This is a genomic window from Bradyrhizobium sp. USDA 327 (genome assembly GCF_041262065.1).
GTDB lineage: Bacteria > Pseudomonadota > Alphaproteobacteria > Rhizobiales > Xanthobacteraceae > Bradyrhizobium > Bradyrhizobium liaoningense.
In genome coordinates, this window is the sequence record NZ_JBGCCW010000001.1 from 519,086 (window position 1) to 544,450 (window position 25,365).

Here is a 25,365-nt window from a genome sequence, read left to right on the forward strand (position 1 = left end):
AGTAATCCGGCCCGGGCAGGGTAAATGGTCCGGCCGTCTGTCATGTCACGTCCTTTGTTGGTGAGACACATCTCCTTGTCCTCCGGCGTCATCGTGTTGGTTGTGTGTGGGTGGCCTTCCTCACGCGCGCATTTAGATGGGCGTAGCTTCGCTCTGAGCGCATAGCAGGGCCGTCCCGCAGGCCGATAAAGTAGATGCCATCGCAAGTCGGCGCAATTTATCATGTGGCCGGTCATTGGCTCGCCGCGCGGCTGCGGCTGCGTCTGGCAGCAGTCCTAGGAACGGCCGCGGGTACCCGGGCATGAAAGCATCATGGGCGTCAAGCATTGCTGTCTGCCGTGCGTCTGACCTTACTAGAAGACCACTTCTATCAGAGGCAGCCGCTGCAGCATTGATGCTTGTCAAAAAGTTGTGCGCGTCCGGGATCGGTGGCTCGTGACCGCTACCAGCCGCAGACGCCTGTCGACATGCTCCGAACTCGCGCTTCAGCGAGCGCCTCGCGTTCTCTGCAACAGACCAGCGCCTTGATTTGAGGCGCAACTCACGCCCATGGCTAAGACAACATTTTCGCCATTGCTCCGTGCACGCCGATGGTCATTGATGCTTCGCCTTTCATTCGGTAGCCTTGCCGGCGCTGATCCTGACCTTAAGCTCTGGCGCTGAAGTCCTGGACCGGGCTTATCGAAACGTGGGCTAGGACAAGTGTAATGATCGGCTTCTGCAATCGCGTCTTCAGGTGGACCGCCGATGCAAGTTCGGGGTTCTCGGCGTCATTGCCCAGCGATCGCTTGCGCGCGTAGCCCGCCGGCGCATGGCAGAAATCAGCCCGCGATAAGCCTGCACTTGCGGCAGTCGTTCACAAGACTATCGCGGACAGCTCGTAAAGTTCACGGCGGACTTTCGGCCTATCTTCGGAGGATCGGACAGACCTCTTGGGATGCTCCTTGAGGCAAATCAAATACTCCCCGCGCGAATGGCAGAATAGTGGATAAGCAAACCACACGAAGAGAGGGGCATGCCTTCATTTAGCGTCCGGTTTATGAAGATCGTTTGCGACGATGCCGGCGGCGAGCATCGTGCGTGCCAGGCAGCATTTAAGGTCGATGCCGCCTCGCTGAGTGCTGCAGCTCAGCAGGCGGAGACCGATTTCTGCCGGCAAAGGCGAGTCCGCGATTGGACAATCTTCGCCGATGTTTTGGAGCTTCGAACACCGCCTGCATGAGCCAATCCGTCCACATCGCCTTTCGAGCATTCCGTGAGGACGAGCTCTCCTGAGTTAGCAAGGGCGTCGCACTTTCCCCCACGGAAGTTTAAGGTCTTCAACACCGGCCAATGCTCTCAGTTCACGCCCGTGACATTCACCGGCGTCCTCGCCAGTCATGGCATTCATCTGCATGGGCGGCTATGGCGTCGGGCGCGACGACGTGTTCGTCGAGCATGCCTACGACATTGTGTCCGGCGTCCGCGTTTCGATCGGACGAGACTTTGCCCTTTTACAGTGACCGGCGTCCACTTCGAACCTTGGCAGCGGTGCTCCGGATCAGCCTTACTTCCGCCCGCTGCCACTCCGTGCGGTAGCCTTACTGTGGCAAGCGTTCCAATTGTACAATTTGCGCTACGCCGCCGGCAGCCGTATATGGAATCCCGAAGGGACGGCAAATACGTTATCCGCCGTGGCGAACCTCAGGGCAGATAGGTTGAATTCGTGGTGTAGAGCACCTATCCGGCAATGGTGTAGAGCGCATCTGACCAGCCGGCCAAAGCGGGATCATCCCAGTGGGTAGAGAACAGACGATCTCGCTGCTAGGAGGTAAGCGTGACCTTGAATTCGTACGATGAGTGGTCGAGATTGAAGGAAGTCGTAGCGGGTACGGCCACCAATTATGCGGCTCACGATCGCGAACTCTCTTTCGATCTATTCTTTTATGGCAATCTTAAGATCCGCTCGGAGTGGCCACCTAGATAGACTCTCCGCCTCGTTTGAAGTGGACATTGTCGGGTGCCCTCTCCGTGCGCCGTAAGTCGGGACGTGCACACGCTCACATCTGGCGGCACCATTGTGCACGTGACCGTCTTCCCGTATCAGGACGGGAGCTTTTGAATGTCATTTGATCGTCCAGTGACTTAAAGGCAACTGTTGCTTCGATGACAGCCGATCTACGCTTGTGCAAAAAAGAGCCACCACATGTTCGATATCTATTTGAACCAAAGAAACGATCTTTTGGTCGTGCCGAGAGGCTTTGCGATCCCCGCGGAATTGGGCGGGAATTGGAAACGAAAGAAGCGGGCGGTTCGTTCGGTGAGCGATGTCATTCATCAGGATGTACAACGGCGTGGCTACTACCGACGTCGTTTGATCTCAAGTCGGTCGAAGTCGGCAGTCAAGACCACCTCACGCTCCTAGTCAACGCAGCTATCTAATGCTGAACCGTTCTTCGGAAGATTCTTGGCGGGATGCAGTCGAAAGCGTTGCTTACCGCGGCGACGGCAGGCGGGTGTCGTGCAATCGGATTTAGGAGGAAGCTCTCTTTTGAAAAGCGGCTCGCAGCTCTGGAGCTTACCTCAAAATATGTAATATGGGTTCCTTAAGTCGATGGCGTGCGCGAGTTTTCAGTTGTCGATACTGAAGAGACTTGCCGGCCAGCCGCACGGTCTGGCGAGTATCGAAGTCGTTAAGCAGCATTTGGCTATCTATTGTAGCAGCGGCCCGGAGTGGACGGGTCGTATGAAGCGGACTGCGAGCCGCGCGCCCCAACTCGATGTTTTCGGCCAAAAGCTGATCGAGCGGAAGGCCGGGTGCTGGATTATCACCGAGGAGGGAAGAGAATAGCTTGAGGCGCTCGAAAACTTAGATCGGGGTACTATGCAGGCGCAGGTTGAGCGAGAGTTCGCGCAAGAGCCGAAAGCTGAGGTGCCGCTCCCTTTGTTTTCTCGGCTGGAAGCGAACGCGGGCAGAAAGCGTCCCACGGCATGCGGTTGAGCCCACGTAAACCGATTTCGACGTGGAGGACAGCCGCTTAAACCCTTGCTGGTGGTGATGTAGTTCGACTGGATCGCGAAGTTCAATCTAGAAACAGTGTCGTTGTAATGTTGTAATCAGTGTTGTGGAGTCGTTAAACGCGACCGAAGATATTGACCTGAGGGACGAAGGATTTGGCCTCTTCGTGCACATCAGTGTCGTCGAGACGGTCGGCTAAACTGATTTCCCGGAAGGCATCCGGGTCAGATGCGGGAACAGGGCCAAGAACCCATGTGTTGGTTGGCGAAGGTAGCCGACGAGGGTCTCTGCCCGTCTTTAAGCGTTCTACCGCCTGTGGTGTCCTGATCGGCGGTGGACGCCAGTCGTGCTGGATTTTCAGCAAATTTCTTATCCCGAAAAGTTGGCATGATGATCTTGCACTGGAATTGAGGGCATCACTGGCAGTGGGCTGCACGCGGAGAACGAGCTCGACATATCAGCATTTTGGATGTGAGGTCGGCGCGCGTGAACTTCACCAATAACCTACCACTTCAGTCGAGGCCATCAAGCGGCGGCGCTCTTTGCGCGAGTTGAATACGTCAAGAAGCGAACTTGACAAAGAGCGCGTGATCAAAGCTGAGCGGGCCTTGTGATCATTCTCGTCAGCCACCTCTCTCTTAGCAATATCGCGGAGGCTGAAACACAACATCCTTCCGTTCTCTGTCCGCACCTCCTTAGTGGGATCCGTTCATCTCTATTGCGATTTGGCTCGCTTATTCGAGAGCGTGTTGGTTGTTTAGCTCCGCATATAAAGGCGTCGATTGGAACGCTATCAGAACGCGACGTGCGTATGAAGTTTACAATTGCGCAGCTGCAACAGTGCAGACACCTCGCTTCGGAAGACATGCCCAAGATTATACCTGGCGCGATTCCGTATAATATTTGTCTAATTTTTTACGGTCGTCGCGCCGAAAAAACTATGTTACAAGCCGCTCCCCTAAGAAGGAGCATTCATCGTGAAGAAAGCAACCAAGAAACGCGTTAAGCGGCGCGAATGGACGAAGGCAGATATCAAGGAGCTCAAAGTCCACTCGAAGGCCAGGACCCCCGTGATAAAAATAGCAAAGATGACCAAACGCAGTGTCGGTGCGCTTCGCCAGAAGGCCTTGAATCTTGGAATCGGACTCGGACATCAGCGATAGCTTGGGCCGCGCTGGTACTTGCACGGTAGGGCGGCTCGCAGGCCGCCCTCAGTGCCATAGAAGGTTCTGTAGCAAATTGGCTTTGCCGATCCGCGCTGAGGGGGTTTTTTGGATGGCGTTTCAATGTGGCGGTGGGCCTCCAGCATCCTCATTGATGGGCTTTGTTAGAAAGTGTTGGTCTCAAAGGTTATGTCCGGTCGTGATTCATAATCGGCATTGAACACATTGTTTTGCTCGTAGCCCTACCAAGGATCTTCCACATGAACGTTCGAGGAGATGCAAACCGTGACCGATCTGGTCGGTGCCGAGCTTTTGCTGGAACTCGGATATGAGCAGGAACTGCTGCATGCCCAGAAAGCCGGAGTTCTAGACAGGGGACGGGAGGTAACTGAACTCTATCGCCGTATATTCCGCACCTGGTGGGATATGCGAAGTACCAATGCGGGAGGATTGCCCGGCTCATCTCACGCTGGAGAGCCGGTCCACACTGCTTTGAACATTTCGGAGAACCGAGACGTGTCTATCGAGATGTTGCGAGGGGAGGTCGCGCGGCTTGAGCAGATCCTCAGCATCTCCTAAGATGCTGAATGCTTGTGGCGATGGTGCCGTCTGGCAAACTTGCTTCCTTTTGGCCCCCGCTCGTCGGCGAACACCTTCGGCGTACGCCCGCACCTTCGCATCGCGAGGCAACTCTGTCACGAGCATGCGCCATCCTGAGCTACGAAGCCCCGCCGCGTGTTCGGGTCATGCTTCGTTCCGCCTTTCCTGGTTGATCGCCATGAAGGCAGCCATGGGCGTAGCCGAAAAGGAAGCGGAGCTCATACTTAGCAAGCGACAAAGAGTGATCACTTGATGATCCGCTCTGGTCAACCGCTGGCGTGCTCGACCGCGCCCGTAGACCATGTCGGACGCGAGCTCGCATCAACGAGCCGGCCTGCAGAGGAGAGAGCAGAACAAGTACGAAGTGCGACTGTCGTCCAACCAGAGTGCCTCATCGGCGAGGTAGTTGTGCGCACCGAGCGCTGGGATGCCGGCAAATCCTGCTCGCCGCCCACGCGTTGGAACCGCCGTAAAGCCGCACGCTCACCGCCGCCACGATCGCTCGGTGAGACGTCCCGCGGCGAAGCGGCGTTAAGTAACTGAGATGCTGAAAGCCCAGGAATCGCTTCCAAGATAAATGCGCGCAACTTAATTGGACCTGGCTCGACGTACTCCCAGCAAATCGAGGCGACATGCGGAGTCACACGGCCGCTCGCCGAAAGGTGTCGAACTGATTCTTGCTCGCCCAGCATCCAAGATCGCTGGATCGCCATCAAGTGTGGCTCGGCGCAGGCTGCCAAGGCCGCTCCATGCGAGCGCAAGGACGTGACACAACAGCTATGGCAGAAGGTGTAAACCGTCATGCACAGCGTCCAGTAGGATCTCGCGGGGACTGCGTAGAAGCTCCGTACCTCCATATGGCTCTTTGGCCCGGATCGCACGTAAACGGAACGATCCCGTCATTTCGCCGCAGAATCGCGCTCGCACGCGGAATACTCACGCTCGATCCAAATTGAACTTTCAAACTATTGAACCTCGCTGTGAATCCTTCGTACTCCGCTCCTTGCGTCGACTCGTCGCTGCCAAACGGGAGTACGTGAGGAAAAATTCCCGCGAGAAAAATACCCGAGAGGGTTGAAACGCCCGTAACGTCAAGTTGTACGATCTTCGAGCTCGCCAAGACAGCCATGTGCGTCCCAATCCATCCACGAGCAACGGAGTGAAAATGCATCAAGTCCCAAGCAATCGCATTGCACACCCGCTGCGAACGAAGACTATCGAGTGCTGCCTATCGTCCGGGCGCGACGATTTAGTGCCGCGCGGCGAACAGGATGGAAGTGGAGCGGCGACCATGATGAGAGGGCTACGCCGGGCTCGTGACGCAGGGAGGGCGTAGCCCGACCGGAGTTACGAGCCCGGCGTCGGCGCGATCCACAGCGGACCGCGCCGACTGGTGATCGCGGCCGGCTGGTTATGCAAGTGGTTCTTCCGCCAAGAGGAATCACTCGCGTGCCAGGCCGACACATTACCGATCACCAAATGAGGCTCTACATGAAGTACCGTCAGACCGATAGCCCACCCGTGGCCGCCGCCAAGGCTTCGTTCAGCACCTCGACCGCTTACCGGATCGAGAAGGATCGACGCCTTCCGTCGCAGAAGAAGGCTCCCCGCGGCCGTCGCCGGCCAGATCCCTTGGCCCGCGTATTTGAGACAGATATCGCGCCGATGCTGAAGGCCGCCCCCGGTGTGCGGCCGGTCACGATCTTCGAGGAGTTGCTCCGACGCCATCCCGAGCTCGGCGCCGGCATCCGTCGCACGCTGGAGCGCCGGATCCGGGCCTGGCGGGCGATCCACGGCGAGGAGCAGGAGGTCATCTTCCGCCAGACCCACGAACCCGGTCAGCGCGGCCTGTCCGACTTCACCGACATGGGCGAATTGGGTGTCACGATCGCGGGCGTACCGCTCGACCATCGTCTCTATCACTTCCGGCTGGCCTATTCCGGGTTTGAGCACGCCCATGTCGTGCTCGGCGGTGAGAGCTTCGTCGCTCTGGCCGAAGGCCTGCAGAATGCCTTGTGGTCACTCGGTGGGGCGCCACGGGAGCATCGCACCGACAGCCTGTCGGCCGCCTTTTGCAATCTCGACCGCGACGCCAAAGACGATCTGACGCGGCGATACGAAGACCTCTGTGCCCATTACGGCATGCGGCCTTCCCGCAACAATCGTGGCATCGCCCACGAGAACGGGGCGATCGAGAGTTCGCATGGTCATCTCAAGCGAGCGATCGGCGACGCGCTGTTGCTGCGTGGCACCGCCGACTTCGACGATCTAGCTGCCTATCGTGGCTTCATCGATGAGATCGCCAGCCGCCGCAATGCCCGCAACGCCAAGCGGATCGACAGTGAACGTAGCGCACTTCAGGATCTGCCGGACCGCCGCACGTCGGACTATGAAGAGGTGATCGTCCACGTGACGTCGTCCGGCGGCTTCACCTTGCGCAAGGTGTTCTACACGGTGCCGTCGCGCTTGATCGGCCATCGGCTGCGGGTGCGCCTGTATGACGATCACCTCGACGTGTTTGTCGGCGGCACGCATCTCCTCACCTTGCCGCGCGGGCGGCCGCATCCCAATGGCAAGCACGATCAGGTCGTCGATTATCGACACGTGATCCATTCCTTGCGGCGCAAGCCGATGGCGCTCCTCAACCTGGTCTACCGCGACCAGCTGTTCCCCCGGGAAGCTTACCGCCGAGCCTTCGACGTCTTGCGCAAACGCCTACCGGACAAGAAGGCCTGCCGGATCATGGTCGATCTCCTCGCACTCGCCCATGAGCGCGGTTGCGAGGCCGAACTCGCCAATCAGCTCACGGCTGACCTGAACGACGGCCGGCTGCCCGACCTCAACCGGCTACGTACTCACTTCGCCCCGGATCCCGCCCAGGTGCCGAACGTCGTGGTACGCCTCGCACCGCTCGCCACCTATGAATGCCTCATCGGTACCGCCGAGATCGGAGGCGCCGCATGAGCACAACCAACGTAGTCGACACCGCGCGCCTCAATCTGTTGCTCAACGAGCTGCGGCTGCCCGCCATCAAGGCGCTGTGGCCGCAATTTGCCGAGCAATCCGATAAAGAAGGCTGGCCGGCGGCGCGCTTCCTCGCCACCATTGCCGAGCACGAGATCGCTGAGCGCGGCCGCCGCCGCATCGAGCGCCATCTCGTCGAGGCGCGGCTGCCTACCGGAAAGACCTTTGACAGCTTCGACTTCGAGGCCGTGCCGATGATCTCCAAGGCGCAAATGACCGCACTCGCCGCCGGCGACGGCTGGCTCGGCAAGGGCGCCAATCTGCTGCTGTTTGGTCCGCCCGGTGGAGGCAAGAGCCACTTGGCGGCAGCAATCGGCTTGGCCCTCATCGAGAACGGATGGCGCGTCCTGTTCACCCGCACCACCGATCTCGTGCAGAAGCTCCAGGTGGCTCGCCGCGAGCTCAACCTCGAGGGCGCCATCAACCGCCTCGATCGCTTCGATCTCGTCATCTTGGACGATCTTGCCTATGTCACCAAGGACCAGGCCGAGACCAGTGTGCTGTTCGAGCTCATCAGCGCACGCTACGAGCGACGCTCTTTGCTGATCACCGCCAATCAGCCCTTTGGAGAATGGAACAAGGTCTTTCCGGACCCAGCTATGACCCTCGCGGCGATCGATCGCCTTGTTCACCACGCCACCATCGTCGAGATGAACGTCGAGAGCTATCGCAGGCGGACTGCCCTCGAGCGAAAGCGTGGTCCAGGGCGGCCACCGGAGCACGCGACACAAAAAACGCTCGCTTGATTGACGCTCCGCGACAATCAAAGCAAACAAAACTCTTGCGCGCGACAATCATCGCGGCGATCATCATCGCGCCGCGACACTGACTCGCCATCCTGATCGCCGCGCTCTTCCGACCCAGATCGTCGCGCTATAATTTAGGCTGCATCGCCTTTCTGGCGGCAAAGCTTACCTGACTGGGCAGTCTTACAGGACCGTCGGCCGACTGGCGCCTCATAGCGCCAGAGGCGACCACGCCCAAGCCTGCACATGCGTGACAGTTGGATGAGAGCGAGCGTCGGCGCCCACTTGCGCCCGAGCGTTCAGTGCCAAAAGGCTATTTGGGAGGTCTGAAACGCATCAACGGGGAGGTTTGTGAAGGATCGCTCTCCGTCCGCAATGAGAAATTGGAGGTTGTTATCCGGCGGCCTTTTGGAGCGGTCGACGCGAAACGCGACCGCGATTCAAGGCGCTTCATTCGAAGCTATCGATGAGGACGGCATACGCGCGCCTCCGGGTCGATGGCGGACGTACGGCAGCTCATCGACGAAACAATGTAGGAGGAATGGTTTGACAAGACAGCGCTCTTTGCTGACGCCTGGTCCATTGTCGCTATCGTTGGCGGTGAGGAGCCAGATGCAGCTTGATCTCGCATCTCGCGATGACGAGTTCAAGGAGGTGACCGCCTGCATGAGGCGGCTGATGCTCGACTTGCTGGGAAACGCTGAGGACTATTCGGTGGTGCCTATTCAAGGAGGGGGCTCCTTTGCAATGGAGGCTGCCCTCTCTTCATTTGTGTCCCGAGCCGACAGGCCGCTCGTCTGCGTAAACGGCATCTATGGTGAGCGTATTCTGCAATTTTTTCGGCTGTGGGGTGTCGAGGCGCTGAAGCTCGTCAAGCGCGCGACCGATCCTTTGGATCCGCAAGAAATCGGCGAGTATCTGAGCCGAAATCCTGGCGTTACGCACCTGTGTTTCGTGCATTGTGAGACGACAACCGGAATCGTCAATCCTCTGCAAGAGATCGTGGAGGAGGCGAGGCGACGTGGCGTAAAAACCATCATTGATGGAATGAGTTCCTTCGGCGCCCTCAATATCGATCTGAGCCAGCGTGGACCTGACGTACTGGTCACATCCAGCAACAAATGCATAGAAGGGCCGCCGGGAGTAGCGTTTGTAATTGCGTCCCGCGAGCTGCTGGAGAATGCGGCTCAAGAACCGAGATCGTTTGTGCTCGATGTGAGAGATCAATGGCTCTCGCTCGAGCGCACGGGTGAGTGGCGGTCGACCCCTCCCACCCACATCGTTCAGGCAACGACAATGGCTTTGAAGATTCTGCATGAGGAGAGCATTGATGCCAGGCGCTTCCGGTACGAGAAGGTCAGAGACGACCTCATCAAGGAACTCGAAGGGACAGTGTCTCCGCTGCTGTCCCCCGAGTTGCAGTCGCCGGTCTGCGTTGCGTTCAGTGCGCCGCCCGGCATAGTAGACCAGCAAGGATTCGATGGGCTGTATCGCCACTTGGCGGCCCACAATCTTTACGTCTACTCGAAGCTGCACCTTGCGACGCGAAGCTTTCGCGTCGGTTGCATTGGGGAAATCCAATCCAGCTGGATTGAGCGGTTGGGATGCGCCTTTCGTACCTATTTTCGGCCCGGCCAGGCCCGGTCAGCAAGGCCGGCGCCGGACCAGGAGGCATATGGGGCGCGCGTAAAGATGCCGGCTCAAGCAGTTGGAGATCGGCAGCTGCCGTTTTCCGCCGAGACTGCTGTTCTGCATGCGGGTTATCGGCGCGACCCGGTGACGAAAGCCGTCGCAGTGCCGATTTACCAGAATACAGCTTATGAACTCGATGGCGATCTCAACCACATCGCTGACGTCTACAACGTCAAGGCGGATGGGTTCACCTACACGAGGATTATCAATCCGACGACCCGCGCGCTGGAGAAGCGCTACGCCGCTGTCGATATGGGCAGCGACTCGCTCGCCGTTGCGTCAGGTCAAGCGGCGACGTTCCTTGCTATCGTCAACCTTTCAAGTGGCGAAGTAGGGGACAATGTCGTTGCCTCTCCATATCTATATGGCAATACCTGGAACCTGCTCCACAACACCTTAAAGCGTTTGGGAATCAGCGTGAGGACAGCAGATCCTCGAAGGCCCGAGACGTTCGAACGAGCGATCGATGATCGCACCATCTGCCTGTTCGGAGAGGTAATATCGAATCCCTGTCTGATTCCGCTTCCCGTTAAACAGCTCGCGGAGATCGGCCGGAGGTACGGCGTGCCTCTGGTCGTAGACAACACGACTACGCCGCTGATATGCCGGCCGTCAGACCTGGGCGCTGCAGTTACAACGTACGCTGCAACAAAATATATCTCGGGCCACGGCACGACCCTCGGCGGACTAATCGTTGACAGCGGTAAAGTTAGCTATCGGGGAGCTTCTCGCTTTCCCTTGTTCAATGGTCCCGACGAAGCGCATGGCGGAATTGTCTGGCACAACGCCGTGCGCGATGTCGATGTCCTAGGGTCTGTACCTAAATAGCGCCACGTGATTCTCTTGCCTACGTGTTGATTCGGGGGCGAGAGAATGCGCGCTGGTTTGTTTTGGCTGAACGACAGGCAATGGGCGCGTATCGAACCGCATCTGCCGAGGGGACTGACGGGGCCGGATCGGGACGACGACCGACGCATCGTCAGCGGCATCATTCACATGCTGCAATCGGGTGCACGATGGCGTGATTGTCCACGTGAATACGGCCCTTACACGACGATCTACAATCGCTTCAATCGCTGGGCCAAGCGAGGACGATGGTGCGCAATCTTCGAAGCGCTGGCCAAGCCTGGCGAAGACGGCGTCGTACTGTCGCTCGACTCGACCTCGATTAAAGCTCACCGGTGTGCCTCCGGCGGAAAAGGGGGGAGCACAATCAAGCAATCGGCCGCTCGCGCGGAGGCCGCACGACAAAAATCCATGCGCTGAGCGATCCGCTCTGCCGGCCGGTCGTCCTGCATCTGACTCCAGGCCAGGATGCCGATATCGCTGCGGCTCCCGATGTCCTGGCGCTCGCGCCACCCATGAGCGTGCTCCTCGCCGACAAAGGGTATGATGGCGACAAGCTTCGCGGCGCAATCATTCGTCGTGGCGCCAAGCCCGTAATCCCCAATAAATCTAACCGTGTCGTCATCCATCGCTTCAACAAACGCGCCTACAAAGGACGAAATGTCATCGAACGCTGCTTTGGCAGGCTCAAGGACTTCCGGCGCATCGCCACGCGATATGACAAGCTCGCCCGTAATTTTTTGGCCGCTGTTCATCTCGCCGCTCTCGTCGCATATTGGCTCAATTGAGTCTGGACCCTAGGAAAGAGCGAGTTTCTCCTCAAGGCTCGCATGACCTGGTTACGCGATACCGGTGCAGCCATCTCCCCGTTTGCGAGCTTTCAACTGATCCAAGGGCTTGAAACGCTGCCGCTTCGCATGAAGCAGCACTGCGCCAATGCCAGGATCGTGGCTGGCGTTCTAAAGGAGCATCCTAAAGTGCGTCGGGTTTTTTACCCGGGGCTCTTCGAAGGCGCCGATCGGGAAATCGTCGAACAGACACTCAACACCGCATATGGACACGGGGCGATGGTCATGTTCGAGGTGGAAGACGAACTGGCCGGGCGAAAGTTCATCCAGAACATTGACTTGATGTATCACGTTTCCAATGTGGGAGATGCCCGCACGCTCGTGACTCATCCTGTCTCGACGACCCACACCACCGTCCCCCGGGAAAAGCGCGAAGCCGCCGGCATATTTGGCGGCTCAATCCGGCTTTGTGTCGGCATCGAAGATGTCAACGACATCTTGCGCGATCTGGACAAGGCGCTTTCCGCAATCTGACAACCTGCAAGGCAATCAGGAAGAGGTTCTCATGAATCAGGCAGACGCTTGGAAACTGAGGTCATCACGCTATGAGGCCGTCCAATTCAGCCGGGAGATCAATAAGCAACTTTCGGAGCTAAGGCCCGACAACATCACAGGGGCCGCCTACATTGCGAAAGATTACGCTGTTATCGCAGCGTGCACGCTTGCGACCGTGTCTGTCTCGTGGTGGCTCTACCCGCTGGCCGTCCTCCTGATTGGTGCATATCAGCGCGGATTGACAACCATCGCTCACGATGCAGCTCACCGCACGCTCGCGAAGAACACCACCTGGAATTATGTTCTTGGCATTCTGTTCGCCTCCTATCCCTTGTTCCAGCGACACTGGGCCTATCGGATCTCACATGTCTACTTGCATCATCCCTATCTCGGCGACCCCGACAAGGATCCCGACCTGAAGTTTTTCCTGGCCAGGGGCGTTTATGACGTGCAGCCTCCAGAGAGATACGCCTTCAACATCATCTGGAAGCCGATCTTCGGCGGCGCGACAGTGGCCTATCTGAAGTATCTCTGGACCAACCGGTTTTCGGTCGAAGATGTCGAGGATCAGAGCCGCTCAGGCATACTGATTGACAGGTATGGCTTCTATCTCTTCTGGATCGGCATCCTGGCCGGATCATATGTTCTTGGGCTGCTCCATATTGTGGTCCTGTTCTGGATCGTGCCCTATCTCACCACGTTTCAGGTCCTCGGCTGGTTCATCGAACTCGCCGAGCACTCGCCAATGTGCGAAAACGAGACGCAGAACGTCTATCTCACCAGAAATCGGAAGGGAAGCTTCCTCGAGCGAGCCATTCTTGGGCAGAATCTAGATGAGTACCACCTTGAGCACCACCTTTCGCCCGGTATCCCGTTTTGGCTGTTGCGCAAGGCTCAGAAAATCCGAATGCAGGATCCGAACTACGCGAAGGTCGCCGCGACTTGGGGCGGGCTCTTTGTCAAGGGGCCTCAAGGTCAGCCTAGCGTCATAACTCAGCTGAAAGAGCGAAATCGACGGCTGTATGAGCAGTCCGTTGCCGCCGTCCGGACGCGGGGCCAGGTGGCGTGAGTCTGCAACAGCCCGAGCGCGCGCGAGCCGTTGTCGGCGTCACTTCGAACCGTCTTCTGGTCGACGGTGTGCATCGCGACTGGTTACGCCGTAAGTACGTGCAGGCACTCCATCGTCATGGGGGAGTTGCTTGCGTCGTATTGCCGACCGTCGACGCGGAAGATGCTGGGGAGGCGTTCGCCACGGCCATCATGCGCCGGCTGGACGGTGTGGTCTTGACAGGTGATGAATCGAACGTCGACCCCGCCGTCCTGTCAGCGCCTGCATCCTTAGTTGATCCTGATCGGGACGTTGAGGCTGGGATCCTTGACCGTCCTAGGGACCGGCTTTCTGCCGTAGCCATACAGAGCGCCATCGCGCTCGGAATGCCTATTTTGGGCATCTGCCGTGGGCTTCAGGAGCTCAACGTCTATTTCGGCGGCACACTCCGCCCATCGCTTGCGGAGTGGAGCCTCGAAAGCGGTGCTATGCATGCCGAGAAGCCAGACCGTCCCAGGGACCGTCAGTACGATGCCGCGCACAGCGTCAGGATATCTTCCGACGGCGCGCTCTTCCCAATCGCCCGGACGATCGAAGCCCAAGTCAACTCGCTGCACAATCAAGGCATCGAGGCGCTTGCCCCGGCGCTGAGGCGGGAGGCGTGGGCGCCTGACGGTCTTGTTGAGGCGGCTTCGGTGATTGGCGCGCCGACGCTGCAAATCGGGGTGCAATGGCACCCCGAATGGCACGTCTCAACCGATCTCCTCGGCAAGCAACTCTTCAAAGCATTCGGAGAGGCCTGTGTTGTGTACCGCGGAACGAAGAATCACTAGGGCAGATCGTGAGATTTCAAACCAAACGTGGTCAGTACAGGCCGAAAGTTGAATGCCTCAAAATCGATGCGCGCGGCCCGGTCCCTGCGCGGGCCGCGCCCCGTCGCGCGGGCACGGGAAGGGTAGACGATTGGCGAATAGGTTCGCGCTGGGAGTGCTCTTTGTGGCCCTCTATGTCCTCGTGAGTGCGGCAGGCGAGGTTTATGCCGCAGCGTATTTTCAGCGAGCAGATGCGTTCGTCGCGCTCCTGCTGTCATTTACCGTGGTTTGTCTGACGTTCAATCTCTTGGCGCGCCACGACACAAGCAAGGCAGGAGTGGGGAATCGGTCCCTTTTGGTCTTCGCCGTACTCAACGTCGTGACAGCAATCAGCTGGATCGGCCTATTTATCGGCTTGAAATACGTTGAACCTGCGATCGTCGTCGCGTTCATGGTGGCGTTGGGGCCCACCGCAACTGTGTGGCTAAACGCCGTGATCAGGCGCCAGGGAGTTCCGCCAGCATCCGACATCGTCGTCAGCGCTTCGATCGCGATGATCGCGAGTTACATGATTTGGATCTCGGCCAGCGGCAACGCAGGCGTGGAGTGGGGGGCTCGATCGTCCTTTGGAATAGTCTTGGCCATCGTGGCCGGCCTATCGCTCGCCCTCACAAATGTACTTGTCAAACTGCTTTTCGACCGTGGGTTTTCCGGCCGGCAAGTGCTGGCGCATCGGTTCTATGGAACGATTATCTTGCTGCTGGGACTGGTGGACTATTCATCCATCGTGCTTGAGATCTCGCAGCATTGGTTTGCGATCGCAGCAGTTGGCGTTTCGACGATGATCGTTCCTTTGCTCTTGATCCAGCAGGGCATTCGTTACGTCGAGCCCTTCACCGTCAACATGGTCCTGTCCACCGCCCCTATCATCACCTTCCTGTTCCAGTACTTCGATTCTCGCATCGTGCCTTCGTCACATACGTTCCTTGGAAACATTCTCATTACGGCTGTCGCCGTCAGCAACATCTACTTGCAGTATCGGAGATCCGCATGAAAGAACGGAATTGTGTAATCGTAGACGCATACTCTACCGGCCGATATCTACCGGAACAGTTCAAGCGCTATGGCATTGGAACCGTGCATGTGATGTCGGCCGCACAGATTCCACCCATATTCCAAGCGCACTTTGATGCTAACCTGTATGATGAAGTCATTCGCCCCAGCGAGCGCATGGGGTATGACGACATCGTTGAATATCATCTTCAGGCCCTCCATGGCAGAGAATTTGAGTTCGTTATCGCCGGCTGCGAGTCTGGAGTCGAACTCGCCGATTCGTTGTCGGAGCGGCTGGGCTTACCTTCAAACGGCACCGCTCTATCGGCTGCTCGGCGTGACAAAGCGCGATTGTCTTGCGCGCTGACCTATGCCGGTGTGCGATCGATCAGACAAGTCGTGTCTGACAATGCTGTAGAAATCGCAAGCTGGAAGCGCGAAGCGAACTTCGACGAGATCGTGATCAAACCTCTGAACAGTACGGGAACCGAGGATGTATTCTTTTGCACGACAGATGCTGACATTCAGCGGGCACTAAGCGCGATTGTCGGGAAGACCAACCGTGTCGGAGCGTTGAATCGTTTTGCCCTCGGGCAGGAAAAAATAAACGGTCAACAATACACCGTAAACGCCATCTCGATCCACGGGAATGCCTTCGTTACGGAGGCCTGGACGTATGACACCGTTCCTATCGAGCGAGCATCATCGGTCTGTTCACTCGAGAGATTGTTGGACGGCAGCGAACCAATCGTTCAGGAGCTGTCCGACTACCTGGAACGAGCGTTGCAGGCGCTTCAGATCGCCGAGGGACCGGCTCATGCTGAGATCATCGTCGATCATCGGGGACCAGTTCTGGTTGACTTCGGAGCGAGGCTTCAAGGGACCATGTCGGCAAAAGCACGAACGATGGCGTTGGGGCACAACCATATGACCCTGACGGCCTGGTGCTACGCAGATCCCAAGGGCTTTGGTGAATATATGAGGCTGCGCGGGCCCTACAAGCGGCAGGCTCACGCACTTTGCGTCTCGTTGATCTCAGATATGGGCGGTGTCGTCGCCGGTTACCCGGGACTCGAAGCAATCCGCAAGCTGCCGAGCTTCGCAGACGCCATTGCATTCGTTCCGATTGGTCAAGAGCTTGTTCCCACGATCGACTTGGCGTCGACACCGGGCATCGTTTATCTCGTGAATAGCGACTTGACTACGCTTGAGAATGACTATCGCAAGTTGCGAGCAATGCGGATGGACCAGGTGTTCGATTTAGTGATGCAGGATCGCGACTAATGCCAACTGATCCCAGGTTCACCGGAGCGAATCCAGCCCGCGCGGCGATGGTCGGCGTCAGCGACTTCGATGGCGTTCTGCGAGGCAAACACGTCTTAGGTGAAGATCTCTCGGATGGAGATAAAGTTATCAAGTTCTCTGAAGCGGTGCTGGCGTGGGATTGTACGGACCGGGTCATTCCGGCGAGTTTCACGCAAAAGCCGCTATCAGCGTTCGGAGATGCTGACCTGCGTATTCTATCAGGCACCGGCCGTTCGGTGTCTCATCTCGGCTCTCAATATCTCTACCTCGCGGAGTTCACGGGCGCGCATGAGAACATCTGCCCGCGCGGCGTTCTGCGTAAGGTCCTACGAAGGGCTGCTGACCACGGATACGACTGCACTGCCGGGTTTGAGTTTGAGTTTATACTATTTAAGGAGAACGCAGACACGATTGAAGAAAAGCCGTTCGGTGAATGGGCTCCTTTAACTCGCGGCCCGTTCGGCTACTCGATTGCGCGCTCTATCGCGCAACATGAGCTGTTCGGTGAGATCTTGGCGCTTTGTGAGAAGGCTAGAATACCTCTCAGCGGACTACACTTTGAAACGGGACCTGGCGTGGTCGAAGCGTCACTTCGTCATTGTGATGCGCTGGAAGCCGCCGATCGAGCAACCATATTCAAGTCGATGATAAAAGCCTGGGCGCAAACGCGAGGCATGATGGCTACATTCATGGCCAAGGTTTCCGAGAAATGGCCTGGCCAGTCCGGCCATATTCACATCTCCATGTCCTCGGATAGTCAAAATGCGTTTTACGACGGTGATGCGTTCGGCAACGTCTCCGATCTTATGAGGCAATTTATCGCCGGACAACTAGAATACATGAATGAGTTCTGTGTGCTCGCTGCGCCAAACTTCAACAGCTACAAGAGATTGGTACCTGGCTCCTGGGCACCAATCTGTCCAAGCTGGGGAGTCGACAACCGCTCCTGCGCGGTTCGCGCCATTCCGGGAGAGCCATCTGCCCATCGCCTGGAGTATAGGCTGCCTGGCGCAGACGCGAACCCATATCTCGCGCTAGCATGTGCGATTGGTTCGGGAATATTGGGCGTCGAGACAGGTCCGGCACTACCGGCTTCGATCGTCGGTGATGCAAGCGTGGAAATGTGTCGTCCGTCCGCGAGACTGCCTCAAAGCCTATCAGAGGCAACATCTCGGTTTGCAGAGTCTGCAGCGGCCAGTGATGTCTTTGGAGAAAGGTTTGTTGGAGCGTTTTCTTGCTCGCGCCATTGGGAGTGGCAAGCCGTTCAACATCGGGTCACCGACTTTGAACGTCGGAGATACTTTGAGATCATTTAGCTTGGGCTCTTCGACAGTTCTGGAGATCATTCTTCTGGCCGGTGCCGGCAGGGCTACTGCGGGGGTCTGTGCCGCTAATGTTGGAGTTCATGCAGAGAAAATGTGCGTTACTCGTAGCGTTGAAGACGCCCGGCGCTTGGTTTGAGGTGTGATCTTTTCAATCAAACTTATAGGAGGCCTGAAAGAACGTACCCCAGCGCTCCATGCTGTACTTCGCGAATATGGCCGGATCACCGACGCAGCCGCTGCTGCTGCACAAAGAGTCGCCCCGCTTTTTGGTCCACATGGACCAGTAGCGCCCGCCGACGCCGACGCTGAAGTTCTTGGTGAAGAAGTAGGACAGCACGCCTTCAACCTGGACGCCGCCGCCACCGTTGCCCCGCTGTTCATCGAAGGTGGTCTCGTCGCGCAAGAGATGGTGGTCACGCCCTTTGAAATCGGTCCAGGACAGGTAGGCGACATCGGTGTTTAAGCGCCAGCGCTCAGAGAGCATGGTTTCGGCGCTTAGGCCGACACGAGGTGCATTCCACTGAGTATTCTGGCTGCCGATGATAGTGTCTGGGTTCGCCGGACAAGTGTAGCGGGGGTGGGCAATCTGCGTTCAACCGATGGAGTCGGAACTCTGTTCGTAGTAGGTCCAGCCGATAAATCCGCCGACCTTGTAGTTGGCGCCGCGCAGGAAATCGTAACCTAAGTCTGCGGTAAAATAGGTGAACCGTCCGTTTCGTTGCCGTGATGCGTTGTTGATATAGGAGAGTTCCCGATCGGCGAGCCAATCTTCATTGTTTATGTTTCCTTTATCGAAGCGCCCGAGGCCAATGTTGCCCTTCAGGAACACTCCCGATGGGCTGTCGACACGGCCAAATAGCTCTCCCGAAAGTCCGTCAAGGCCATGATAGGTGAGCCTCGATACAAGGACGCTGGGGTCTAGAGGCAAGTAGGGCGCTACACTGTGGTCCCATTGGAATCGTCCGCGGCTGAGCCAGAGCCGCGATCCGCCTTCGAACGACCAACCATCTGAATAAGCAATCGGCGGCGCGCCGACTGGAGCCTTCGCGTACTGCGGCACATAGGACCATTGCGCCGTCCACGGGTCGGCGCCAAAATGGTAATTCAATCCAATCTTTCCGATGTGATAGTTGCTGGACGGGCTCGTTGTGTTCGCCGGAACAATTGCGAACGGCGGACCCTGCACCGTCGGAGGTGTCGCGACACTCGGGCCACCGAAATTCAGATAGTCATACTCAGCTGCGACCGACCATGCGGGCGTAAGCGCCTGCTCGACGCCCAGCCCGATGATGCCACCGATGCGACCGTAGTCGAAATGGGTTTTCTCCTGTGGCACGAGTCCGCCTTCATGGTTATTGATGACGTCGCCCTGATTGTTTTGCCAAGCTGCACCTCCCTTGAGATAGGCCAGCGTGCCACCCGACGCGCCAAACGTGTAACCGACACGACCGGTCGCGGTGGCAAAGATGTTCGGACCTGCCTTGCAGTTTGCACTCACGACAAAGCCGGACGACGCGAGGCAGGTATTTGTGCCGTCTGAGACAGCACCGCTGACATCGAGTTCGACGCCAAACACCCAGCCGTTCTTCTGCCAATTGTAGCCGATCTGGCCACCTGCGAGGAACGTCGGCGTATCGACTATGCCGCCATAGATTGACGGACCGTAGGGATTGCTGAAGGAGGTTCGGCCGTACCCGCCGCCGACGTGTCCACCAATATAGCCTCCGGACCAGTTCCACACCGCCGCGGGCAGTTTCACTTCCGGCTCAAGGTCTGCCGCATTCGCCGCACCATTTGCGACGAGCGCAATTGTCGTGGCTCCCAAAAGAAGAACTCCAGGTCGCATTCAACACGTCCCCTGCAGTTTCTCGGTCCATAACCGAGCGTCCATAAGCTATCGCCGCAGCAAACCGTCGGGGCGGAGCAGACGCTAACAGCGACACGCGCCGAGTCCGTCCCGAAGACCATCGCGCTGCGATTGGTGATGATGCCGCAAAGAGAGCAAGTCGCGTGCCGAAGTGAATTCGCAGGCTTTGCGGGCACTTCGTCGCGGCGTGTATCGTCAAGCTGCTGACATTTGTCTCAATACCGACAGCCGCGCGGCCACTGCCCCACCAATACTTGGCTAGCGCGGTGTCATGGGCCGAAGCGCACGATGCGCCGGTCTCACTTTGGCTACCGGAAGCCTTGCTGCCTCAACAGGTGGAAAGACAGTGCGGAACGGGCTCGTCGCTTCGAAGATATTTGAGATCGATCTGTGCTCCCGAGCGCTCTCATCGAGAGCACTCTTCATTTGACGCCGCTCTAGTCTTCAGACGATATCCTTGCTCCTGCGGGTTGGGATCGAGGCTCTCACAGGTCTCTCCGGCGATTACACGTTCTGCGTCACTCCACAGAGTATCGGCACTGGCGTGTTTTCGGGGATAGATTGCGGCCCCTCTATACCAGCTCATCGGCTGTATCATTTATTGCGGTGTAGATTTCGTCGAGGTCTGCCGCTGTGACGCAAGACGGGGGCACGACGTAGATCGTATTCCCCAAGCGGGCGCAGCAGTAAATTTCGATCGTTTAAGAACGCCAGAAGCGGCACGCGAACGCGTAAGCCGACCGGGACCGATATTGGCGAGGTATCCTTCGTCAGCGACTTTCAGTTTAAGTTCTGTGATTCCAGGTGAACCGCGCGGACCTGTTTGCTGACGCGGAGATCGCCTTGCGCGGCCGTCGTCTCGTAGAGCGCGTATAGTTGGGCTAACGCAGCGCCGGTCAGGTCGTGGAGATCCGGCGCCTCCTCCGGCGAGAAAAGCGTCCACGGGCGCTGAACCCGAGGTATGCAGCACGGCGGTGATGCGGATACGTGCGCCGAGATGCTCGGGATTTGCCGGGATGATCGTCATCGGCTCGGAAGCCGCGTGGAACAGCAGGCCATAAGTGCCGATCGCACCCCATAATCGGCAACACTAGAGTCTAGCGAACCTGAACCCGCGGTAAGCGCGCCGCAGGCAAGCGGACGACGAGCTGGCTGTCCGTGATGTCGATGACTTCCTTGCGCTTTCTCCCGTCATCGTACCGCAATTCGAACGACACTCCCGATCCAGATGGGGCAAAGGGCTCAGGCGTAAGGCTGATCCACCCCGCCCCCAAATTCAGAATGATCGGTCGATCCGCCCGGAATCGCGCGTCGAGCAGCACCAAGTCCAATCGAAGAGACTGGAGCCGCACGTTGAGCCGTCGCCGCACGCCATCACGTGGCCAGATACGCAGGGTGTGAGCGAACGTCTCCATGATGCCACCGTGACAAACCTGCCCAAAGATGGGATCGTCGGCAACGATCGTCGCAGCAGCGCGGACCGCCCCACAAAATCCCAGGTCGATCTCGCACGAGTAATACCACGTTCCACGGTGATGCGGCTGACCGAGCCATGTGGTGCCGCTCGGCGCCGGCTCGAAGCCGCCACCGGCCGCGCCGTCATTCTCCTCGCCCGGATACCAATAGCCATGACCCGCCGACGCAGGGCCGCTGTTCAGCAAAGCCCACGCGCTGAGTTGTGAGGCATAGCCGAGACGAAGGAGCGGATGCGGGTCGTCTGCATCGTTCAGCGCATGATCAAGCAGCGCCCAGCCACCCATCTGCGCCATGTAAGTCAGCGTATAGGCGTCGCCCGCAGTGTGGCGATAATCGCTGCCCAGATAGTAATAAGCAGGTTCCAGCCAGCCACGGCAGAACAGATTTGCAGCGATCTGACGCTCCGAGAAGGCACGCGCCGCCGCCTTCGAAACCCCCATGGCGACAGGGTCGTCAAGGGCCGAGCGCGCCAGTGCCTGCGTTGATTCGAAGGCTGTGGAATCGAACGGATATTCAGACTTGAACAGGTCCGCCTTCGGATCGACGAAGGCGCGCACCTTACGCGCCCAGTGCGCCTCCAACGTCGCCGCCTCGCGCGTCAAGCCCGCCGTCGTGAGCGCCGAAACCAGTTCGGGGATCACACATTCGTTGTAGAAGCCGGTGCGGTAGGCAGACCACATCACCACGCGCATCGGCACCGTGAACATGGCCAGCGCCGTACCGTAGGCGCGTACCAAATAATCTCGTGCGCTCTGGCGGGTGGGTATCGCGGGATGGTCACGCGCGATGCGGTGCATGGCCAAATACATCGCGAAGATGTGCGGATAGTCATAAGGCCGCCAGATATGCAGGCGACCCTTCGGGCCGGGATCGCTGCTTTCCCTGTTCTGCTTCCAATCGGGTATGCCGTAGAGGCCGTAGGCGTATGCCTCCTGTGTGGTACGTTGCAGCCCGCCCCAGACGAACGTGTCTATATACCGATCCAGCGCCGCCACTTCCGCCACATCAGGATGCTCGGCATTCTTGGTCGCGAGGTAAGCGGGCTTGCTCAGCCCGGGATCGTCACACGTCACCTCGTAGATGCGCCAACCCTTGATCCGGTCGTAATTGTCCGGGCCAAGCAGGACCTGCGTCTCCATATTCCACTCGCCAAACAAACCGTCGTACCATTTGGACGGGTCACGATGCTGCCGCTTCACGATGAAGGTTGCGCGCTTCTTCATCATCGTCTCGACGGGCTCGGTAGCGGAGAATTCAAGAAATGTCTGGCGCGCACCCGGCTGGTGCAGGGTCAGCCGGTTCTCGCCCAATCGCGAAAAGCGAACCCGCCACAGGCGCCTGCCAGCCCGATCCGGCAACCGTTGCACCACCGTGTCGCCGGTAAATTCCGCTTCGATTCGCTCCACCGGAATGGAGGACGCGAGCGCGATGTCGACATGCAGGTCATTGGGAACCGTCATGCCCGGCATCACTTCCACGTCCACCAGACCGGCGTCCGCGATAGCCCTGCGCGCCGCCTCGTAATTGGCAACCCATTGGAAGCGGAGACGGTAACGCCGTTGCTCGGCCGGCGACAGGGACAGGGAATGCGTCGGCTGTCGCCAGCGAGTCCCCGCCGCCACTGCCTCGCCGGCGGCCGCTCCGCCCAAGATGTAGGCGCACCACGTCCCACTGGCTTCGGCCGAATCCTTGTGGACATCCCAATATTCCAGTGACGTGTCCGCTTCCGGTAAGAGCATGAGGAAGGGGCCGGTGCTGTTGCCGCGAATCCAGAAGATGTGCGATCCATGCCCCGAGACGAAGCTGTGCTTCAAAACAGCCACCGATGCCGGTTGCCCTGCCGGAAATTCGGTGTTCATCGGCATGGGAAAATAGAGGTCGCCAACCTCCACGCTCGCCATGCCGTCGTTCCGCAGCATGATCTCCCACGTCAATCCAGCCTCGTCGACTGCGAGGCGGGTCGTGAGAAGGACGCCGGCATCGCGGGCTGCTAGTTCAAGGGCCGCGCTATGCATCGGCTTCGTTGCATCAACGCCGGTTCGAAGCGTATGCCACTCGGATCCGGCACGCCGAACTCTAGCGTGAGCCGTCCCCAGCACGGCTCCAGGCAGAACATAATCCGTGTCATACGCATCGTTACGATAACGCAAGGAGGTAATGCCGTCTTGTGTGCACCCAACGACGAAGGGAGAGTCGACCGCCTTCAACACCATGGCAACCTTGCGCTGCGGCCGATTGGGTGTAGGCAGCGTAACGCCCCCGAAAAACGCGCTACCCAAGAAGCTACTGCCCAACAGCATCGTACGACGCGTATACGTCCAGGCTTTAGACATGGCTTTAGACTTCGTCATCAACCGTATCCGGTATCGCTCCATACGGATGATCAAGGCGTGCCGTTTCCCGCCGTAAACGTCAACGCGACAAAGCGACATACGTTCTCAAGTACCCAGCGTTCGGTTGCCACCGCTTCGTCACCATCGGTCCTCACGGTGCCCTTGGACACCAGAGCTTGCTCGCAAGGAGGCCAAGCTGCTCTTGGGCCTAGTTGCCAATGGCAAAGACCCGGTCGATGACAAAGTTCACGGCGCGCCTGAGGCATTCGGCCGAGCGCCGCCCCTCGACATTGCGCGGCTTCCACTGCCTGCTCACTACTGCGTAGTCTTACTTAATCAGAGTGTCGCGGCTTTTACCGAGAAGATTCCTATTTTTGAGAAGACTCATCTATTCGGCGTGCGGAGAGGCTGAGATGGGTCGGGTAAAATGGGGGACGTCGCGTCGAGGTTTTCGGCGTATGTTGAGGGTTTTACGAGCGTGATCGGGGACGGAGGCCGAGCCAAACCGCTTCGCGATTACTCCGCCGGTCTGATGATGCCTTGCGATCGCAAGAGTGTCGAGCCGATGGCCGCCATCACGGCTCCTGAACGGAGAGCAGCGCAACACCAGTCGTTGTTACATTTTGCCGGTCAAGGCGACTGGTTGGGTCAGCAAGTAAATTTTGTGATTTGTAGTGCGTCGGAAGGACTGGATGTAGGCCAGCTTGGGACATGAGGAACATTAATCGTGAGCTCCGCGCTCGCGAGGGCGCCATTCCGGCACCAGCGCGAGGCAGGCTGAGCGTCGACGACTTCTGTGCCCTCAAGGAAATCACCAAATATTGCCGATGCGGTTGCGGAGGCAGCGCGCGCTCTCTGCCGCGCAATCGTCTGATGCTTTGCGACGTCACCACGACTTTCACGAGATGGGCCTGCCGACATTTCGATGTCGTCGAAATCAACACTCTCTTGGGCCGAAATCTTCCGGACCTGGAAGCTCTCGCCGTTGCACAAGTGCAACGACATTTCGCTGCGATCGGCGAGGCAGACGAACGCTGGGTGGGCGATGGTATGCATCGCATCGAGGGCGAAGAGACTGAGATCTGTCCCTTCTGCGCTCAGGACCATGCGAATTCGCCGCGCATCGAGACTACCGCGCGTACTTCAGTGAGGGCTAAAGACGGCGGAGCAGAGCAATATTGTTGAAAGATACAAAAAGAGAAGGAAGGTTTATCGCGAAATGACAAGAACGCGTAGTCAAATAGCGGACCAAAGTAATGTGTTTAGTGAATGAGTGAAGGACTTGATTCCCTTTCCAGAAAGAACAAATGTTGCCGAGAAAATACAAGAGATTCTAACAAGCGCGGCGAACCGGGCGCCGGAGGAGCCTATTTTTTGACGAATATCGAAACGTTTGCGAGGCGCCGCCGGCGCACGAAGTCGTGCCTCGCGCGCTTTGCTTGTCACCTGAGCATAGGGACGTCCTTTTATGGATCCAATCAGGGCAGCAGAAGACAGCCGATGAAATTGCCGAGCTCAATCGCAACGTCGATGCGCAGCAAGCCGAGCTAAGGCGGATCTCGGATCAGATCGCAACCCTGACCCAAAGAATCGAGGGGCTGCAGAATCCGGCGCCTGTTGCTTCTCCTGCTCCTGCTGCTTCTTTGCCCCCCGCGCGCACCACATCCAAGCCGGCCAAGAGAGACGTCCGGCCCTCGAAACCGCAGGGGCTGGTTTCCGTCGGAGGCGGGCCGC

The 25,365-nt window shown here is 58.2% G+C and carries 19 protein-coding genes; 16 read left to right on the forward strand and 3 right to left on the reverse strand.

Annotated features, from left to right (window positions below):
- Positions 1-1,015 precede the first annotated feature (1,015 nt).
- From ABIA42_RS02225 to ABIA42_RS02290, 14 genes are all read left to right on the forward strand, one after another.
- Entirely contained in the window at positions 1,016-1,222 is a 207-nt protein-coding gene (locus ABIA42_RS02225; RefSeq protein WP_026312600.1) for a hypothetical protein, read from the forward strand.
- A gap of 157 nt (positions 1,223-1,379) precedes the next feature.
- Complete coding sequence (locus tag ABIA42_RS02230) at positions 1,380-1,502, forward strand: hypothetical protein (protein WP_256379475.1); 123 nt, start codon at positions 1,380-1,382, stop codon at positions 1,500-1,502.
- Between the two features lie 2,473 nt (positions 1,503-3,975).
- Complete coding sequence (locus ABIA42_RS02235) at positions 3,976-4,161, forward strand: hypothetical protein (RefSeq protein WP_076829490.1); 186 nt, start codon at positions 3,976-3,978, stop codon at positions 4,159-4,161.
- Between the two features lie 285 nt (positions 4,162-4,446).
- A complete protein-coding gene (locus ABIA42_RS02240; protein WP_272481446.1) occupies positions 4,447-4,740 on the forward strand; it encodes a hypothetical protein in 294 nt (97 codons plus the stop codon).
- Positions 4,741-6,174: 1,434 nt separating this feature from the next.
- Positions 6,175-7,725 (forward strand): IS21-like element ISBj11 family transposase, encoded by a 1,551-nt coding sequence (gene istA / locus ABIA42_RS02245; RefSeq protein WP_080769320.1) that lies wholly within the window; start codon positions 6,175-6,177, stop codon positions 7,723-7,725.
- Positions 7,722-8,531 carry an IS21-like element ISBj11 family helper ATPase IstB gene (istB, locus tag ABIA42_RS02250; RefSeq protein WP_018270204.1) on the forward strand — a complete coding sequence of 270 codons (810 nt, stop codon included), beginning with the start codon at positions 7,722-7,724 and terminating at the stop codon, positions 8,529-8,531. The genes istA and istB overlap by 4 nt, the downstream gene beginning before the upstream one ends.
- A gap of 612 nt (positions 8,532-9,143) precedes the next feature.
- Entirely contained in the window at positions 9,144-11,051 is a 1,908-nt protein-coding gene (locus tag ABIA42_RS02255) for a 2-aminoethylphosphonate--pyruvate transaminase (RefSeq protein WP_370115707.1), read from the forward strand.
- 45 nt (positions 11,052-11,096) lie between these two features.
- Positions 11,097-11,857 (forward strand): IS5 family transposase gene (locus tag ABIA42_RS02260; protein WP_236842183.1). Its coding sequence is split into 2 segments (ribosomal slippage): positions 11,097-11,436 and positions 11,436-11,857, totalling 762 coding nucleotides; the frame shifts between segments, so codons are not numbered across the junction.
- A 42-nt stretch (positions 11,858-11,899) separates the two neighbouring features.
- Positions 11,900-12,391: a PLP-dependent transferase gene (locus ABIA42_RS02265; RefSeq protein ID WP_231088513.1), complete on the forward strand. Its 492-nt coding sequence runs from the start codon at positions 11,900-11,902 to the stop codon at positions 12,389-12,391.
- A gap of 31 nt (positions 12,392-12,422) precedes the next feature.
- Entirely contained in the window at positions 12,423-13,481 is a 1,059-nt protein-coding gene (gene rtxC, locus ABIA42_RS02270) for a dhydrorhizobitoxine desaturase (protein WP_095424344.1), read from the forward strand.
- On the forward strand, positions 13,478-14,293 hold the full coding sequence (locus ABIA42_RS02275; protein ID WP_011084876.1) for a gamma-glutamyl-gamma-aminobutyrate hydrolase family protein: 816 nt from the start codon (positions 13,478-13,480) through the stop codon (positions 14,291-14,293). Before rtxC ends, ABIA42_RS02275 begins: the two co-directional genes overlap by 4 nt.
- A 163-nt stretch (positions 14,294-14,456) precedes the next feature.
- Positions 14,457-15,326, forward strand: a complete 870-nt coding sequence (locus ABIA42_RS02280; protein WP_231088512.1) for an EamA family transporter — start codon at positions 14,457-14,459, stop codon at positions 15,324-15,326.
- A complete protein-coding gene (locus tag ABIA42_RS02285; protein WP_011084878.1) occupies positions 15,323-16,609 on the forward strand; it encodes an ATP-grasp domain-containing protein in 1,287 nt (428 codons plus the stop codon). Before ABIA42_RS02280 ends, ABIA42_RS02285 begins: the two co-directional genes overlap by 4 nt.
- On the forward strand, positions 16,609-17,946 hold the full coding sequence (locus ABIA42_RS02290) for a glutamine synthetase (RefSeq protein ID WP_011084879.1): 1,338 nt from the start codon (positions 16,609-16,611) through the stop codon (positions 17,944-17,946). Before ABIA42_RS02285 ends, ABIA42_RS02290 begins: the two co-directional genes overlap by 1 nt.
- A 157-nt stretch (positions 17,947-18,103) precedes the next feature.
- Here ABIA42_RS02290 and ABIA42_RS02295 read toward each other — a convergent pair whose 3' ends face one another.
- From ABIA42_RS02295 to ABIA42_RS02305, 3 genes are all read right to left on the reverse strand, one after another.
- The gene (locus ABIA42_RS02295; protein WP_014497773.1) at positions 18,104-18,439 is read right to left on the reverse strand and encodes a hypothetical protein; all 336 of its coding nucleotides are present in this window, start codon (positions 18,437-18,439) and stop codon (positions 18,104-18,106) included.
- Positions 18,440-18,547: 108 nt separating this feature from the next.
- A complete protein-coding gene (locus tag ABIA42_RS02300) occupies positions 18,548-19,801 on the reverse strand; it encodes an outer membrane protein (RefSeq protein WP_011084880.1) in 1,254 nt (417 codons plus the stop codon).
- A gap of 1,118 nt (positions 19,802-20,919) precedes the next feature.
- The gene (locus ABIA42_RS02305; protein ID WP_145642578.1) at positions 20,920-23,730 is read right to left on the reverse strand and encodes a DUF5695 domain-containing protein; all 2,811 of its coding nucleotides are present in this window, start codon (positions 23,728-23,730) and stop codon (positions 20,920-20,922) included.
- A gap of 436 nt (positions 23,731-24,166) precedes the next feature.
- Between ABIA42_RS02305 and ABIA42_RS02310 the strand changes: the two genes are divergently transcribed.
- Entirely contained in the window at positions 24,167-24,346 is a 180-nt protein-coding gene (locus ABIA42_RS02310; RefSeq protein WP_231088691.1) for a hypothetical protein, read from the forward strand.
- The gene (locus tag ABIA42_RS02315) at positions 24,343-24,816 is read left to right on the forward strand and encodes a hypothetical protein (protein ID WP_011084884.1); all 474 of its coding nucleotides are present in this window, start codon (positions 24,343-24,345) and stop codon (positions 24,814-24,816) included. The genes ABIA42_RS02310 and ABIA42_RS02315 overlap by 4 nt, the downstream gene beginning before the upstream one ends.
- The last annotated feature ends 549 nt before the right edge of the window (positions 24,817-25,365 follow it).

Bases quoted from the DNA above. Each gene is read 5' to 3' on its own strand.
- ABIA42_RS02225 (WP_026312600.1), top strand. From the start codon at position 1,016: ATGCCTTCATTTAGCGTCCGGTTTATGAAGATCGTTTGCGACGATGCC.
- ABIA42_RS02230 (WP_256379475.1), top strand. From the start codon at position 1,380: ATGGCATTCATCTGCATGGGCGGCTATGGCGTCGGGCGCGACGACGTG.
- istA (WP_080769320.1), top strand. From the start codon at position 6,175: ATGCAAGTGGTTCTTCCGCCAAGAGGAATCACTCGCGTGCCAGGCCGA.
- istB (WP_018270204.1), top strand. From the start codon at position 7,722: ATGAGCACAACCAACGTAGTCGACACCGCGCGCCTCAATCTGTTGCTC.
- ABIA42_RS02255 (WP_370115707.1), top strand. From the start codon at position 9,144: ATGCAGCTTGATCTCGCATCTCGCGATGACGAGTTCAAGGAGGTGACC.
- ABIA42_RS02265 (WP_231088513.1), top strand. From the start codon at position 11,900: ATGACCTGGTTACGCGATACCGGTGCAGCCATCTCCCCGTTTGCGAGC.
- rtxC (WP_095424344.1), top strand. From the start codon at position 12,423: ATGAATCAGGCAGACGCTTGGAAACTGAGGTCATCACGCTATGAGGCC.
- ABIA42_RS02285 (WP_011084878.1), top strand. From the start codon at position 15,323: ATGAAAGAACGGAATTGTGTAATCGTAGACGCATACTCTACCGGCCGA.
- ABIA42_RS02290 (WP_011084879.1), top strand. From the start codon at position 16,609: ATGCCAACTGATCCCAGGTTCACCGGAGCGAATCCAGCCCGCGCGGCG.
- ABIA42_RS02295 (WP_014497773.1), bottom strand. From the start codon at position 18,439: ATGCTCTCTGAGCGCTGGCGCTTAAACACCGATGTCGCCTACCTGTCC.
- ABIA42_RS02300 (WP_011084880.1), bottom strand. From the start codon at position 19,801: ATGCGACCTGGAGTTCTTCTTTTGGGAGCCACGACAATTGCGCTCGTC.
- ABIA42_RS02305 (WP_145642578.1), bottom strand. From the start codon at position 23,730: ATGTCGCTTTGTCGCGTTGACGTTTACGGCGGGAAACGGCACGCCTTG.
- ABIA42_RS02310 (WP_231088691.1), top strand. From the start codon at position 24,167: ATGCCTTGCGATCGCAAGAGTGTCGAGCCGATGGCCGCCATCACGGCT.
- ABIA42_RS02315 (WP_011084884.1), top strand. From the start codon at position 24,343: ATGAGGAACATTAATCGTGAGCTCCGCGCTCGCGAGGGCGCCATTCCG.